The organism is Leisingera methylohalidivorans DSM 14336, assembly GCF_000511355.1.
In the GTDB taxonomy this organism is placed as follows: Bacteria; Pseudomonadota; Alphaproteobacteria; order Rhodobacterales; family Rhodobacteraceae; genus Leisingera; species Leisingera methylohalidivorans.
The window spans coordinates 3,676,063-3,691,455 of the sequence record NC_023135.1; the positions used below are offsets into that span (position 1 = coordinate 3,676,063).

9 protein-coding genes are annotated in these 15,393 nt (G+C 64.6%); 2 read left to right on the top strand and 7 right to left on the bottom strand.

The annotated features are described in order from the left end of the window. Nucleotides 1–51: 51 nt before the first annotated feature. The 5 genes from METH_RS17905 to METH_RS17925 all read right to left on the bottom strand — a co-directional run bounded on the left by METH_RS17905 (nt 52) and on the right by METH_RS17925 (nt 8,369). Nucleotides 52–750 carry a hypothetical protein gene (locus METH_RS17905; protein ID WP_024091883.1) on the bottom strand — a complete coding sequence of 233 codons (699 nt, stop codon included), beginning with the start codon at nt 748–750 and terminating at the stop codon, nt 52–54. 520 nt (nt 751–1,270) lie between these two features. Further along, nucleotides 1,271–2,605 carry a S41 family peptidase gene (locus METH_RS17910; protein WP_024091884.1) on the bottom strand — a complete coding sequence of 445 codons (1,335 nt, stop codon included), beginning with the start codon at nt 2,603–2,605 and terminating at the stop codon, nt 1,271–1,273. 7 nt (nt 2,606–2,612) lie between these two features. Next, nucleotides 2,613–3,746 carry a murein hydrolase activator EnvC family protein gene (locus tag METH_RS17915; RefSeq protein ID WP_024091885.1) on the bottom strand — a complete coding sequence of 378 codons (1,134 nt, stop codon included), beginning with the start codon at nt 3,744–3,746 and terminating at the stop codon, nt 2,613–2,615. Next, the gene (gpmI, locus tag METH_RS17920; protein WP_024091886.1) at nt 3,743–5,260 is read right to left on the bottom strand and encodes a 2,3-bisphosphoglycerate-independent phosphoglycerate mutase; all 1,518 of its coding nucleotides are present in this window, start codon (nt 5,258–5,260) and stop codon (nt 3,743–3,745) included. The genes METH_RS17915 and gpmI overlap by 4 nt, the downstream gene beginning before the upstream one ends. 181 nt (nt 5,261–5,441) lie before the next feature. Continuing rightward, a complete protein-coding gene (locus METH_RS17925; RefSeq protein ID WP_024091887.1) occupies nt 5,442–8,369 on the bottom strand; it encodes an error-prone DNA polymerase in 2,928 nt (975 codons plus the stop codon). A gap of 247 nt (nt 8,370–8,616) precedes the next feature. On the opposite strand from METH_RS17925, the gene METH_RS17930 reads away from it, so the two are divergent. Continuing rightward, complete coding sequence (locus METH_RS17930) at nt 8,617–9,081, top strand: DUF1203 domain-containing protein (protein ID WP_024091888.1); 465 nt, start codon at nt 8,617–8,619, stop codon at nt 9,079–9,081. 435 nt (nt 9,082–9,516) lie between these two features. Here METH_RS17930 and METH_RS17935 read toward each other — a convergent pair whose 3' ends face one another. Beyond that, nucleotides 9,517–11,559, bottom strand: a complete 2,043-nt coding sequence (locus tag METH_RS17935; RefSeq protein ID WP_024091889.1) for an amidohydrolase — start codon at nt 11,557–11,559, stop codon at nt 9,517–9,519. A gap of 130 nt (nt 11,560–11,689) precedes the next feature. On the opposite strand from METH_RS17935, the gene METH_RS17940 reads away from it, so the two are divergent. After that, a complete protein-coding gene (locus METH_RS17940) occupies nt 11,690–12,433 on the top strand; it encodes a helix-turn-helix transcriptional regulator (RefSeq protein WP_024091890.1) in 744 nt (247 codons plus the stop codon). A gap of 543 nt (nt 12,434–12,976) precedes the next feature. On the opposite strand, the gene METH_RS17945 is transcribed toward METH_RS17940, so the two are convergent. Further along, nucleotides 12,977–15,385, bottom strand: a complete 2,409-nt coding sequence (locus METH_RS17945) for an FAD-dependent oxidoreductase (RefSeq protein WP_024091891.1) — start codon at nt 15,383–15,385, stop codon at nt 12,977–12,979. Between the last annotated feature and the right edge of the window lie 8 nt (nt 15,386–15,393).

Genomic DNA, 15,393 nt, shown 5'->3' on the forward strand with positions numbered 1-15,393 from the left:
GCGTTTATTGTCACGAAGACGCGGGGTCAGCGGAGGCGCCGGTGCCCCGCCTCAGTTGACATACTCAACGCCGCTGCAGGACGTCGATCCCTGATTGCCCGAATTGCGTTGCGCGATCCCGGCCAGCAGATCCGCCTCGTTTTCGAAATGCAGGTTAAACGCCACCAGAGGCGCACCATTGGCATCAACCGGCATGGCGGCAGACAGGTTGCGGACCACAGTCTCCATCGCATGCTTCACCACCTCGTCCCGGTACAGGATCATGTCCCGGCTGCAGGTATCAGCTGCGCCGCGGCGCTCTTCTGCTGCAGCCCCCAGAACTTTGTCTTCGTCGAAATTCACGATCCGGCTGGCGACCTCATTCTTCTCGCTGCCTTTAACAACGTATTCATGCAGCACCTTCAGCGCCGGGATGGTCCCGCTGACGGTATGGCCGCCCTCTTTCAGTTCTTCCCCGATGCCGCTGACGGTTTTCCAGTCGAACCCGGTGAAATCCACCCCGATGACCACTTTCTGCTGCCACTGAGAGACATAGACCGCGTTGTTTTCCCTGCCCAGAAGCCTGCGTTCCTTGACCAGAACCAAGGCATTTGCGGAATAGGCCTCGGTTGTTTCCAGCGCGTTGATCAGCCGCGGCTCGGAAATGACCGGCGTCGTCCCGACCACGACCGGCTGTTTGCTCTGCAGGTAAAAATACACCCCCGCGGCGCCGGCAAAGGCGCACACGATCATCAGCAGAATTCTGTCCATGAATTTCTCCGTCCCCTCAGGCGGGAACGGCCGGCAGCCTGTTCCCGCGAAATACCTTGTTTTTTAATCTGGCAGTACGTTGGGTTGACGCAGGGTGCGCAGTCAACAGATTTGCCGCATGCGCAGGAAACATAGGCCGGCAGGTGTTGCGCAGCCGGCGTACGCCCCCTTCACGCGTTTCTCATTCCCCTGTGCCAGACTGCCTGCTGATCGCGATCACCCGCCATGGCCCCGCATATGGGCCATGATACAAGGCGCAGGCATCTGTGTGGCTGCCTGCGCAACACCCGGAGACCGGCCCCGATAATAAGGGGGTCGTTCAGGAACTCCTGTCCGAGCGGGCCCTGCGGGGTCTGTCCAACTCCCCCCGGCGGCGCCGCCATCCTTCACGGGATCAAGGCTGCACCAGAAAGACCGGCAACGGAATGGAACCGCCCAGGCGATACGCCCGGGCGGCTGTATCTGCTGCATGAAAAAGGCCGCCCCAAGGCGGCCTTTTGAAAACCGTTTGCTGCGGGCCTCAGTTCGGCCCCAGCGCCACCAGGCCTTTCAGAATGTCGATGGCATAGGCCAGCTGGTAATCCTCTTCGCGCAGCTCGGCGGCCTTTTCGGCCTTCTCGCGGTCGGCTTCGATCTGGCGGATCTCATCCTCGCTCAGGCTGTCATTGTTCAGGCGGCCGCGCAGATCGGCTTCGGAGCGCGAGCGGCGGGCCGGGCTGTCCTCGTCCTCTTCCGCAGCAGCTTTGCGGCGCGGCTGCTGAACCACGATGTCCGGGCTGACACCCAGCGCCTGGATCGAGCGGCCCGACGGCGTGTAATAGCGCGCGGTGGTCAGACGCATCGCGCCGTCGCCCTTCAGCGGCATCACCGTCTGCACCGATCCCTTGCCGAACGACTTGGTGCCGATGACGATAGCGCGGCGGTGGTCCTGCAGCGCACCGGCCACAATCTCCGAGGCCGAGGCCGAACCGCCATTGATCAGCACCACAATCGGCTTGCCCTCCGCCAGATCGCCCGGGGTTGCGTTGAACCGCTCGCCATCTTCGGGGTCGCGGCCGCGGGTCGAGACGATCTCGCCCGATTCCAGGAAGCTGTCCGCCACCTTGATCGCCTGGGTCAGCAGCCCGCCGGGGTTGTTGCGCAGGTCCAGAACGATGCCGTTCACATTGTCCTTGCCGCCGGCCTCCTCGATCTGTTTTTTCAGGCCCGACACCAGGTTGGTGGTGGTCTGGTCGTTGAAGGTGGTGATCCGCATCACCACGGTGTCGCCCTCGATGCGGCTGCGCACCGCGGTCAGCTTGATGGTGTCGCGGATGATCGAGACATCAAACGGCTCCGCCTCGCCTTCGCGCACCACGGTGATCACGATCTCGGACCCCACCGGCCCGCGCATCAGGGTCACCGCATCGTCCAGCGACAGGCCCAGCACGCTTTCGCCGTCCACATGAGTGATGAAATCGCCGGCTTCCATCCCGGCCTCATCCGCCGGGGTGCCGTCGATCGGGGAGACAACTTTGACAAAGCCCTCTTCCTGGGTGACTTCGATCCCCAGCCCGCCGAACTCGCCGCGGGTCTGCACCCGCATGCTGGCCGCGTCCTCCGGCGACAGGTAGCTGGAATGCGGATCCAGCGAGGTCAGCATGCCGGCGATTGCCGCCTCGATCAGCTCTTTCTCGTCAACTTCCTCGACATATTGCGCGCGGATGCGCTCGAAGATGTCGCCGAACAGGTCCAGCTGCTCATAGACATTGGCCTCGCCCGCGCCCTCCTGCGCCAGCAGAGGACCCGCGACATAGGTTGTTGCAACAATCCCTGCCAGCGTGCCGCCAATGGCCGCCATCGCAAATTTTTTCATCAAGCCTTCATCCACCTTTTCCAGTGCGGAACCATGTTTCCGGGTCCACCGGGCTGTTGTCCATTCTTACTTCTATATAGAGCGTTTCTGTCCGGTCAGTTCCACCCCCTTCACCGCTAAGTGACAGAATTGCATCCGGCTTGGGATTTTCTCCGCTCATCAATCCAACCGGCGTGCCCGCGGGGATCACCTGCCCCGCCTCGCCGAACACCTCGGCCAGGCCGGAGAGCACAAACAGGGTGTCCGGCTGCGGCTCCAGAATCACCACATTGCCCAGATCCAGAAGCGGCCCGCGGTAGCGGATGGTGGCGGCGGCCGGCGCCGTGACCAGGGCGCGGGGGCGGGCCGCAATCAGCAGGCCGGGGCGGGCAATGCCCGCCGCATCGCGCTCGCCGTAGCCGCGCAGCAGCAGCCCTTCGACCGGCAGCGGCAGGGTGCCGCGCAGCTCGGTGATGTCGGCGCTGGTCCCGGCGATGTCACCGCCGGCAATCTCGGCCAAACCATCGGCAAAGCCCGACAGCGTCTCGGTCGAGGAAATCAGGATCGCGGTGCGCACCGGATCGGCGGTGAACCGCTTGGGCAAGGTGGTGCGGTCGGCAATCGCGGTGGACAGCTGCACCCGCGCGGACTGCACGCCCGCCAGCCCTTCCTCCAGCGTCCTGGCCGCGTTCTGCTGCAGCAGCCGCAAGGACTGCACCTCGTCCAGATCCGCCTTCAGCGACTGCGCCCTGGCGTGCAGGGCGGGGGTCACCTCGGCCAGCATCATCGCCGAACGTGCCGCCCCCAGAGGTCCCGAAGGATGCACCATCAAAACCGGCGGCGGCGAGGTTTCAATGGTCTGGATTATGCCCAGAAGCCCCGAGACCTCCTCTTGCCGCGCCGCCAGCTGGGCGCTCAGCTGCGCCTCGCGCCGCGCCACCCGGCGCAAACCGTCGCGCATCGCCGCCAGCCCGGCCTCAAAGGCCTGCACGGTTGCGGTCAGCGCCTTCACCCGGTCGCGCGAGCTGCCGGCCTCCTGCAACTGCACCGAAGCCCCCTCCAGCTGCGCCGCCGCCGTGCGCGCGGCCCCGGCAGGGTCCGCCGCCGATTGCAGCGGCGCGGCCAGCAGGGCCAGCAGAAAAAGGCCCGCCCGCAGCGTCATGACAGCAGGCTCTCCCCGGTCATCTCGGCCGGTTTCTCCAGCCCCATCAGCTCCAGTATCGTCGGCGCCAGATCCGCCAGCCGCCCGTCGCGCAAGCGTGCCCCCTCCGGTCCGCCGACCAGCGCCACCGGCACCAGATTCAGCGTATGGGCGGTATGGGCGCCGCCGGTTTCCGGATCCACCATCACCTCGCAATTGCCATGGTCGGCGGTGACAATCATCGCGCCGCCCGCCTTTTCCAGCGCTTCCACCACCTGCGCCAGGCCGCGGTCCACCGCTTCGCAGGCCAGTATCGCCGCCTTCAGATCGCCGGTATGGCCGACCATATCCGGGTTGGCGTAATTGGTCACAATCAGGTCATAGCCCGCCGCGATTGCCTCAATGAACTTCTCCGTCACTTCCGGCGCGCTCATCTCCGGCTGCAAATCATAGGTCGCCACATTCGGCGACTTCGGCATGAATCTGTCTTCGCCCTCTTCCGGCTCTTCCTTGCCGCCGTTGAGGAAGAACGTCACATGCGGATATTTCTCGGTCTCCGCCAGCCGGAACTGGCGCTTGCCCTGTTTGGCCACCCAGGCCCCCAGCGTGTTGACGATTGCCGCCTTGGGATAGCAGGTGGTCATGTAATCGCTATGGCTGTCGGAATACTCCACCATGCCCAGCAATGCGGCCAGGTCCGGGCGGGGGCCGGTGTCGAATTCATCAAAGCCCGGCTCGCCAATCGCCCGCAGAATCTCCCGCGCGCGGTCGGCACGGAAGTTGAGGCAGAAAAACCCGTCGCCGTCTTTCACTCCGCCATAGCCTTGCAGCACGGTGGCGGCGATGAATTCATCGGTTTCCGACTGGTTATAGGCATGATCCACCGCACCGTGGGCATTCAGCCCCGGCCGCCCCTTGGCGTGGATCATCGCGTCATAGGCCTCGCTCACCCGGCCCCAGCGGTTGTCGCGGTCCATCGCGAAATAGCGCCCGGTGACGGTCGCAATCCGCGCGCCCTCCGGCAGTTTCTCCTCCAAGCGGCGGAAGTGGCGGAAGGCCGATTTCGGCGCCACGTCGCGGCCGTCGGTGATTGCATGCAGCCAGACCGGCACCCCCGCCTCCGTCACCGCCTTCACCGCCGCCAGAATGTGGTTGATATGCCCATGCACGCCCCCGTCCGAAACCAGCCCCATCAGATGCGCCGCACCGCCGCTGTCCTTCAGCCGCGCGATAAAGGCTTGCAGCGCCTCGTTTTCAAAGAAGGAGCCGTCTTCAATGGCCAGGTCGATCTGGCCCAGATCCATCGCCACCACCCGGCCTGCGCCGATATTGGTGTGTCCGACCTCGGAATTGCCCATCTGCCCGGTCGGCAGCCCCACATCCGGCCCGTGGGTGATCAGCCTGGCCGCCGGCCCCTTGGCCAGGATCGCATCAAAGGCCGGGGTCTGCGCCAGATAGGGCGCGTTTGCCTTGCCCGGCTCGCCACTGCCCCAGCCGTCAAGAATGCACAGGACAACGGGTTTGGGTGCGGTCATGGGGTAGCTCCGGGGCAAGGCAGTGTTCGCAAGCCTTCTAACGCCTCGCCGCGCCGGGGTGAACCGGCTTTCCTGCCACAGTTGGCGTTATCAGGCGCGCGGGCATGGCAAAACCGTCTGCGGCTCGGGTGTCCGGAGGCCCTGCCTGACGGCATCCGCCGCTTCATCCTTCCCCAGATACTCACTTCCCCGGTCCGCGCCCCGCGCCGCCGCCCGGGCTCTGCGGCGTCAGCAGATGCCGGATCAGCGCCACCGGATGGGCGCGCAGGCTCAGCCGCATGGCGACATAGTCCTCCACCACCTCCTCGCCCAGCCCCATCTGCGGCAGGTCGGCTTCCGGCTCGCAGAGCCCCTCCCCCTCCAGCTCGCGGGCAAACAGCGGCAGCGGCTTGCGGGCGGTGATCGCCTTGGCCGCCCACAGGGCCTCGCGCCGGTTGAGGCCGAGGGCGGCAAAGGCATCGGCCTCCGCCAGCCGCGCGATCACCGGCGGCGCGATGCCGGCCTTGCGCCAGACGTCCTCGACCTCGGTATAGCCATTGCCGCGCGCCGCCGTGAGCCAGGCGGCGTCCTCATCCCGCAGACCCTTGACCTGCCTGAACCCCAGCCGCAGCGCCAGCCCGCCCTCGCCGTCCGGCTCCATCACATTGTCCCAGTAGGAATTGTTGATGCAGACCGGGCGCACCGCCACCCCGTGCGCGCGGGCATCCCGGACGATCTGGGCCGGCGCGTAGAACCCCATCGGCTGGGCGTTCAGCAGCGCGCAGGCAAAGATGCCGGGGTGGTGGCATTTGATCCAGGCCGAAGCATAGACCAGCAGCGCAAAAGACGCGGCGTGGCTTTCGGGAAAGCCGTAGGAGCCGAAGCCCTCGATCTGGGAAAAGCAGCGCTCGGAGAATTCGGCGTCATAGCCGTTGCGCGCCATGCCGCGCAGGAACAGGCTGCGGAACTCGCTGACATTGCCATGCTTTTTGAAGGTCGCAAGCGAGCGGCGCAGCCGGTCGGCCTGCTCCGGCGTGAAACCGGCGCCGACGATGGCGATCTGCATCGCCTGCTCCTGAAACAGCGGCACGCCAAGGGTCTTGCCCAGGACCTCGCCCAGCGCGTCGGAGGGGAAATGCACCGGCTCCTCGTTGTTGCGGCGGCGGATATAGGGGTGCACCATATCGCCCTGGATCGGGCCGGGGCGGACGATGGCGACCTCGATCACCAGATCATAGAAATTGCGCGGCTGCATCCGCGGCAAAAAGTTCATCTGCGCCCGGCTTTCGACCTGGAACACCCCGATGCTGTCGGCCCGGCACAGCATGTTGTAGACCGCCGGATCCTCCGGCGGCAGGGTGGCGAGGCTGTAGTCCAGCTGGTGATGCTGCTGCATCAGGTCAAACGCCTTGCGGATGCAGGTGAGCATGCCCAGCGACAGCACATCGACCTTGAGGATGCCCAGCGTGTCGATGTCGTCCTTGTCCCAGCAAATGACCGTGCGCCCCTCCATGGTGGCGTTCTCAATGGGGACCAGCTCATCCAGGCGGCCTTGGGTGATGATGAAGCCGCCCACGTGCTGCGACAGGTGGCGCGGGAAGCCGATGATCTCTTCGACCAGCTGCATCGTCAGCTGCAGGCGGCGGCTGGAAGGGTCGAGGCCGATTTCGCGCATCCGCTCGGCCTCCACCCCCTTGGCGCTGAAAAACCCCCATAGCTGCGAGCTGAGCGCCGAGATGGTGTCCTCGGTCAGCCCCATGGCGCGGCCCACCTCGCGGATCGCGCGCTTGCCGCGGTAGTGGATCACGGTGGCACAGAGGCCCGCGCGGTGGCGGCCGTAGCGTTCATAGATCCACTGGATCACCTCCTCGCGCCGTTCGTGTTCGAAATCGACGTCGATGTCGGGCGGCTCGTCGCGGGCTTCACTGACGAAACGCTCGAACACCATGGTGCCCAGTTCCGGGCTGACCGAGGTGACGCCGAGGCAGTAGCAGACCACCGAATTGGCGGCTGAGCCGCGCCCCTGGCAGAGGATCCCGCGGGAGCGGGCAAAGGCGACGATGTCGCGCACGGTCAGGAAATAGGGGTCGTATTTCAGCTTGCCGATCAGCGCCAGCTCATGCTCCAGCAGGCCGCGCACCCGCTCCGGCGCGCCGCCGGGATAGCGCCAGCGCAGACCCTCTTCGGCCAGCCGCCGCAGCCGCTGCGGCGGGGTTTCACTGCCGCGGCCCTCGTCCGGGTAGTCATAGCGCAGTTCGTCCAGCGAGAAGGTCAGCTGCGCCGCCAGCCGGGCGGCATTGTCCACCGCGTCTTCATAGCCGCGGAACAGGCGGCGCATTTCCGCCCCGGAGCGCAGCCGCTGCTCGCCATTGGCCATGGCAGCGCGGCCCAGATCCTCCACCTTGCTGCGCAGGCGGATGGCGCTGAGGACATCGCCGAGGCGGCGGCGGCGGCCGTGGTGCATCTTTGGCGCGGCACTGGCCAGCGGCGGCAGGTCCAGATGCCGGGCGAGATCCGCGAGCTGCGCAAACCGCGCCCGGTCGCCGCCATCATAGGCAGGCGCCATCAGCAGATGCATGCGGCCGCCAAAGCGCCGCGTCAGCCCGTCCATATGCGGCCCCCATCCGCCCGCGCCGCCCGGCGTCTGTTCCGCCTGCGGCAGCAGCAGCAGGTGGAGACCGTCTGCGAATTCCATCAGGTCGGACAGGCCGAGCGTACAGCTGCCTTTTTCCGCCCTCAGCCGCCCAATGGACAGCAGCCGCGTCAGGCTGCCCCAGCCCGCCCGGTTCACTGGCAAGGCAATCACCTGCGGCGCATCGGCGAAGATCAGCCGCGCCGCCGGGATCAGCCGCGGCACCTGATAGACGGGGAAGGAGGGCGGCGGCGCGATGCCTTCGGGCCGCGGCGGGCCGATGGGGGCATTCCGCCGGTCCCAGACCCGCCGCTCCTGCACCCTTCGGGCAATGTCGCGGCATTGCGCATGGGCGCGCACGATGCCCGCCACCGAGTTCTCGTCGGCAATCGCAACCGCGCCGATCCCCAGCTCCAGCGCACGCTGCACGTATTCCTCCGGGTGGGACGCCCCGGTGAGGAAGGTGAAATTCGAAAGGCAGGCGAATTCGGCAAACATGAATCGCATGATATTCCCGTTTTGTTCTTATGTGGAGTCTTGCTGAAAACGTCAGCCGCAAGCGCATCCCGCGCCGCGCCCCGGCGCGGCGCCACGCCCAACAGGCGGAGGGCATTTCAATGCCCGCGCGGCTGGCGGGAGCGCCCGGATTCGCGCCCGCTCCCGGCGCCTGTGCCGGATGCGCAAGATCCGGGTCGATTGAACCAAGGCAACGGCGGCATCATCCTGTCAGCACAGGAGGAAACACATGACCAAGATCACCGCCCTGCCCACAGAAATTGTCCGCATTCTGCAAGACGGCGGCCCCGACGCGCACGGCCGGATGCCGGAACGCACAGTGTCGGATGGCGGCGGCAACCCCTGCCGCCACTGCCTGAGATACATTCCCGCAGGCGCAGGCATGCTGATCCTCGCCCACCGCCCTTTCCCAGAGGCGCAGCCCTATGCCGAGACCGGGCCGGTTTTCCTGTGCGCGGAGCCTTGCGAGCGCCACGAGGGCGAGGCTCTGCCAGAGATCTTCACCCGCTCCCCCGACTACCTGATCAAGGGCTATGGCAGCGATCACCGGATCGTCTATGGCACCGGCATTGTCATCCCGCAGGCACAGATGATGGCGCAGGCAGAGGCGATCTTCGAAGATGCGCGGGTCAGCTACATCCACATCCGCTCGGCGCGCAACAACTGCTACCAGGCGCGGATTGACCGGGGGTGACAATGCGTATCAGGCGTGAAACACGCAAAACACGCCGCGAAGGCCCGGCCGGGTAAATGGCAACTTTCCCGAACCTCTGCGAAGCCCATGCCTGTGCGCTCCCATAGCGCAGGCTCGGTCGCACCCCGCGGGAGGCTGGCATATTCCAGGCGCGCTGGCGGAATATTCCACGATGCGCGGCGGCTGAGTCCACCGCTGCGCCGCAACGCGTAGAGCAGCCCTTCATGCAAGCCGCAGCACGGTTCGGACCAGCAGCAACTGAACTGCGCAGACAAAGTGAACATTCCCGGCACGGCGACCAACGGCCGCTTCCAGACTCCGTAGTCTGCCCGAAGCTACCGCCTGCATTGACCAGCCCATGTTTGGATCCGGTTATCCGGCTTTACAGCCCGGGCAGAAACCGCCCGGGCTATTGTATTGGAAACTGAACTCGCTTCAGCGTGCGTCGTGGACGATCTCGCCGTCGAAGACTGTCAGCAGGACCTTGGTCTCCGCGATGTCCCAGATCGTCTCGACATTCTGCGACAGTGCTTCGATGTCGGTATCAATCATGATCAGATCCGCCCGTTTCCCCGGCTCCAGCGACCCGGTCAGATCCTGCTGCCCCATCGCAATCGCACCGTTCACCGTATAAGCGGCCAGAACATCGTCCAGCTCCAGCACTTCCTCCGCGTTGACCGCAACTATCACGGTTTCCCCGTTTTCATCCTCCGATAGCGGGTCGGCGGGCAGCAGGTCCGCCCGGATCATCCCTGCCGCCATGTTGACGAAGGGCTGCGGTGACGGCACATCCACTGGCGCATCGCTGCCCGCCGCAACAATACCGCCGGCATCCCGGATGCTGCGGAACGGGTAGACCCGATCCCCCCAAAGACCTTCCTGGCGGTAGAGCTTGTCCAGGTCCACCAGTGAATCCACTTCGTTGATGAAGGGGTTGACCGTGGTGTCATATTCCCAGAACGGCACCGCCCAGGCCATGGTCGGGGTCACGAGAACCCCCATCTCGCCAATCCGCGCGATATCTTCATCAGCAACAAATTGGATATGTGCCAGGTTATGCGGCAGCCCGCTGTTGCCGTTTGCGCGGCGTGCGGCTTCGATGGCATCCAGCGCGGTTTTCACCGCTCCGTCGCCAAGCGCGTGCATGTGAACGGTAAAGCCCGCCGCGTCAAAGGCGGTGACCGCGCGGTTCAGCTCCTGCGGCGTGAATTCCAGCAGCCCGTAGCGCTTCTCGCATTGCGAGGCATCATGGCCATGGGACTCCCTGAAGGCATTGGCGGCCGCGGGGATCGCGTAATCGGCCAGATGGGCGCGGGCTTCGCTGCAGACTGCGCTGTCTTGGTCGACATAGCCCTTGATTTCCAGCCCCTCGCCCATCACCGGCTCAAGATAGGGGTTCAGCATCGCCGCGGTCTGGGTCGGGTATTCCACCACGCCGTCCACGAACATCTTGATCCCGTCCGCCTTGATATACTCCGACCCCTCGAACTGCGCGCGCATGGCGCCGGCATGGGCCATGGCGGCATCCAGGTCGAGTTCGCGGGTGCGCCCGCCCATCACATTGCTGTCGATATGGGTGTTGAGCCGCAGGCGGAACTTCAGCAGGTCCTGCGCCTCCATATATTCGTAGACCTCCGCAATCTCGTCAAAAACCCAGGCGTCCTGGGCCGAGGTGATCCCGTTTGACGCCATCAGCGCGGCCAGGTCATCCAGCACCGGCTTGTAGTTCTCGAGGCCCGCAACGGGGGCACCGATGATGTGGCCCGCAAAATCCTTCGCCGTGCCATCCGGATTGCCATCGGCATCAATGTTGAAATACCCGGCATAGGCGGCATAGTCCGCTTTCAGGCTGGCGGCTGTCACCGGGGCCGGCTTGCCGGTATCGGGGTGGTGCGCCTGCGCCAGAGCGGCGGTATTGGCCCCGAATGCATGCCCGTCGGACCCTTCCAGCAGGATCGGCGTTGTGGCGGACACCGCATCCAGCGCCGCAATGACGCTTGGGTAGGTCCCGGTCACGCTCAGCAGCGACGGCGGGTTGAAATACTTGCCGATCAGCCAGCCATCGCTGTTCAGCTCGGCCTCTTGCAGGCAGGCCCGCAGCCTGGCCACGGTTTCATCCATGTCGACCGACGCGCCTTCGAAATTGCATTCGAATTTTTCGCCGCTGTAGACCGGATCAATGGCAAACAGCGGATGAATATGCACGTCATGCAGCCCGGGCAGAATGACCTGCCCCTCGGCATCAATGACCCGGGTATCCGCGCCAATGAAATCCGCTGCCGCGGCATCATCGCCGGTGAACAGAATGGTGTTGCCCTTCACCGCAATCGCGCTGGCCCTTGTACGGTTTTCGTCCATCGTCAGGATCCGGCCGTGCTGAATGACCAGATCAGCCGTTTCCGCAACCGCAGCTCCGGCAAATCCGCTGCACACAAGGCTGATCGCCGTGCTGCAGGCGAGGTGATTGAAGTGTTTCATGCTGTTCCCTGTCGTCTTGGTCTTCCTGGGAACAGGCTAGGCCGCGCGGGAAATCCCGGGCAATCGGAATAAGCGTTGCGACCGGACGCTGGTTGGGCGACAGTAGCGTCTACTAGCGTCAGGAGGGGCCATGCCCTCAAACCTTTCACAAAACCTGAGCACACTCGCCAGCTACGGCAATTCGGTGGCCGACATCTGCCGCCGCGCAAATCTGAACCGTACGCAGTTCAACCGCTACCTGGCCGGCCAATCCCAGCCATCGCTGCAAACCTTGCGGCGGATCTGTGATTTCTTCGGTATCGACGAGCATGAGATCTTCATGGCGCCAGAGGCCTTCCGCGAGCTGGTCCGGCTGCGGCCGCCGGTGCTGGCTGCGCGGGACCCGGCCACTGGTTTTGCCCAGCGTCTGTTTCTGAACCAGAGCAAACCGGCAGCGCAGACCGGTTATTACCAGGGCTACCTCACCGACCCGGCAGATCCTTCAAACGTCTACGTCCATCTGGTCAAGGTGGCACAAAGCGGCCGCGGCACGGCAGTCAAGATCATCGCCCGCTATCCCCGGGACCAGATCAACCTGCCTAAGCGGCTTAAATTCGAGGGCATCGCCACGCAGCAGGCCGGGCGTCTGTTCTGTGTCATTCAGGAGAGCAAGATGCGGAAATCAACCTCTTGCATCGTGCTGTCGCTCGGGGATTTCGACAATACCACAACGCTGGGCGGGCTGATCCTCGGGACTGAGCCGGAAACCGGCAATGAGATCACAACTTATCAAACGGTCTGGCGGTATCTCGGCAAAACCCCGGACCTGCGCGCCGCGCTCAAACGCTGCGGGGTTTACCCCGCTACCGGAGCACCAGCTGATTTGGCACAATAGTGTATACGCCGCGAACGGCGTGTTTGCCCCGCATTGCGATTGTTGAAACCCGCCACGGCAAAAAGGCAGCTTGCGATCCTCTGCAATTGACAGATTTGAATGACCGGTGAGAGCAATTCGCCGCACCGGCGAAGTTTTGTTGCCGCAACCGCGCGCTTCATTCTTCGGTTTTCTGCACTTGCATATTCTACGATGGCAGAGGTTCGAAAAGTCACGCGCATTGCCCCAGCTCGGGACCGGCGCAGTTAAGTGCGGATCATCTTGGACCAGCCCTTCGCCCGGGCCGCAGCAAACTCTCCCTTCGAGCCTAATTTGCTCAATGTTGCGCTCACAACCAACGGCGGAAGTCCGAACCTCAGCAGCCGTGAGCAACTGCGTGGCTCTTGGGCCCGGTTCATCGAAAAAGGAGCAGAAGCGGCGAGATCAGCTCGGCTGCCATGTCATGCAGATAAAGGCGCTGCCCCAGATCACCCCCCAAACAGGCAGAACGGGACAGCGGGCAGTTAGTTCACCTCCTGCTTATCTTCCGGGCTCTGCGCCGGCTCATGCCTTCTGGCGTTCGTTGGTCGGGTCCCAAACCGGGGCGTCAAGCAGGGTAAAGGCCTTGCGCTCGCCCAGGATAACCACCTCCAGCCCGCCGGCAGCCTCCGGATCGACATAGGCAAAGCCGAGACTCTTGCCGGTGGCATGGCCGAAACCGCCCGAGGTGCAGACGCCCACCACCTTGTCCCCTTGCATCACCGGCTCGCCGCCGTAGATGTCGCAATTGTCCGCATCGACTTCTCCATAAACCAGTTTGGTGGCGATCCCCTGCTGGCGGACAAGTTCGGTTGCTGCACGCCCCTGAAACGCGCCTTTGTCCGGGGCATAGAAGCGGGAGCTGCCGGCCTCGATCAGGGTGATTTCGCTGGTCAGTTCCGTGTTCATGCCGTGATAGGCTTTCTCCATCCGCAGGCTGTTCACCGCATGGAGGCCGAAATCGGAAATGCCGTGGGGTTCGCCGGCCTGCCAGATGGCAGAGTAGAGTTCCGCCAGCTGGGTCATCGGCGCGTGCAACTCCCAGCCCAGCTCGCCCACATAGTTCACGCGCAGGGCGCGCAGGGCGACGCCCGCGATGGTAATCTCCTGCCCCGACAGCCAACGGAAGGAGGGCGTAGAAAGGTCCGCCTCGGTCAGGGGCTGCAACACGTCGCGAGCCTTGGGGCCGGCCACAACCAGCATGCCGAAATCATCGGTCACATTGGTCACCGCCACATCTTCCCCGGCGGCGCTGAGCTGGTCCAGCGCCTGCAATTCGGCACCCGCGCCAGTCAGCACGTAGAAGCGGTCGTCGGCCAGACGGGTAATGGTCCATTCACCGATAATCCGGCCATTGCCGGACAGGACATGGGTCAGGGTGATACCGCCTTGCTTCTTCGGCAGCTTGTTGGCTGTCAGCCTGTGCAAGAGCGCTTCTGCTCCCGGTCCGGTCACGTCGAATTTGGCAAAGCTGGACAGGTCGCAGATGCCCACGCGCTGCCGCACCGCACGGCATTCCCCGGCCACGATGCCGAAGGTATTGTTGCGTCGGAATTGCAGGTCTTCGACAAAGCCCTCGGGCGCGAAATACTTTGGACGTTCCCAGCCGAAGACCTGAGAATAGACCGCGCCCTTGGCCTTGAGCGGCTCATAGAGCGGTGTCGTGCGCACATCGCGCCCGGCGGCGGCTTCACGCCCCGGCAGGGGGGTCACGAACATCTCGTGATAGTCCTCAAAACTCTTGGCGCGGGTATAGGCCTGATCGGCGAAGCCGCCGAAGCGGCGCGGATCGACGCAGGCCATGTTGATCTCGCTGTCGCCATGCACCATCCATTGCGCCAGGTATTTGCCGACGCCCGCGCCCTGGGCGATGCCGATGGACGAGCCGCAGCACTGCCAGAAATTGCGCAGCCCGGGCGCGGGCCCGGCCAGCGGATTGCCGTCGGGCGTGTGCGGAATTGCGCCGTTGATGATGCGCTTGATCCCGGCCTCGGCAAAGACCGGCATCCGCTCGAAGGCCTGTTCCAGCCAGGGCGCGATACGGTCGATATCACCTTCGAAAAGCTCGTTCTCGCTGCCCCATTCCGGGAAGCCGCCGCGATGACCCCAGGCCTCCTTGGCCCCGTAGTGCTCGTAGATGCCGACAAGGCCCGATTTCTGTTCCTGCCGGTAATACCCGGCGGTGGCAGGGTCGCGCATCACCGGCAATTCGCCCTCCCAGGTCTTGAACGCGTCCAGCGCTTCGGTGACGAGGTAATGGTGCTCCATATTGGTGATCGGCGTATCCAGCCCGACCCACAGCCCGACCTCGCGGGCGTAGCAGCCCCCGGCATTGACCACATGTTCGCAGGTGATGCTGCCCTGTTCGGTCACCACCTGCCATTCGCCCGAAGGCAGCTGGCGGATGTCCGTCACCCGGTTGCGCCGGATGATCGCGGCCCCCATCCGGCGCGCCCCGGCAGCCATGGCGTTGCAGGCGCTCGACGGGTCCACATGGCCGTCCATATTGGTCCAGGCACCGGCCAGAATGCCGTCGGTCTCCAGCCAGGGGTTGAGCTCCTTGATCCGGCTGGGGCCGATGACTTCCATGTGGAAGCCGACATTGGCCGAGAACCCGGCGACATAGTTGAACCAATCGACCTCTTCCTGCGTGGTGGCCAGCCGGATGCCGCCGCAGCCATGCCAGCCTGCGGGCTGGCCGGTGATCTCCTCCAGCCGCGGGTACAGCGTGTTGGAATAATGGTGGATCTTGGCCATGTTGTAATTGCCGATGAAGCTGGGGCACTGGCCTGCCGCGTGCCAGGTCGAGCCGGAGGTCAGCTCGCCTTTCTCGATCAGCACCACGTCTTTCCAGCCCTCCTCGGCCAGGTGATAGGCCAGGCCCACCCCCATCATGCCGCCGCCGGCGATCACCACTTTTGCATGAGACTGCATGACGAAAT

Coding starts and splice junctions, on each gene's coding strand:
- METH_RS17925 (WP_024091887.1), bottom strand. CDS start 8,369: ATGTTTGCCGAATTCGCCTGCCTTTCGAATTTCACCTTCCTCACCGGG.
- gpmI (WP_024091886.1), bottom strand. CDS start 5,260: ATGACCGCACCCAAACCCGTTGTCCTGTGCATTCTTGACGGCTGGGGC.
- METH_RS17945 (WP_024091891.1), bottom strand. CDS start 15,385: ATGCAGTCTCATGCAAAAGTGGTGATCGCCGGCGGCGGCATGATGGGG.
- METH_RS17910 (WP_024091884.1), bottom strand. CDS start 2,605: ATGAAAAAATTTGCGATGGCGGCCATTGGCGGCACGCTGGCAGGGATT.
- METH_RS17905 (WP_024091883.1), bottom strand. CDS start 750: ATGGACAGAATTCTGCTGATGATCGTGTGCGCCTTTGCCGGCGCCGCG.
- METH_RS17915 (WP_024091885.1), bottom strand. CDS start 3,746: ATGACGCTGCGGGCGGGCCTTTTTCTGCTGGCCCTGCTGGCCGCGCCG.
- METH_RS17930 (WP_024091888.1), top strand. CDS start 8,617: ATGACCAAGATCACCGCCCTGCCCACAGAAATTGTCCGCATTCTGCAA.
- METH_RS17935 (WP_024091889.1), bottom strand. CDS start 11,559: ATGAAACACTTCAATCACCTCGCCTGCAGCACGGCGATCAGCCTTGTG.
- METH_RS17940 (WP_024091890.1), top strand. CDS start 11,690: ATGCCCTCAAACCTTTCACAAAACCTGAGCACACTCGCCAGCTACGGC.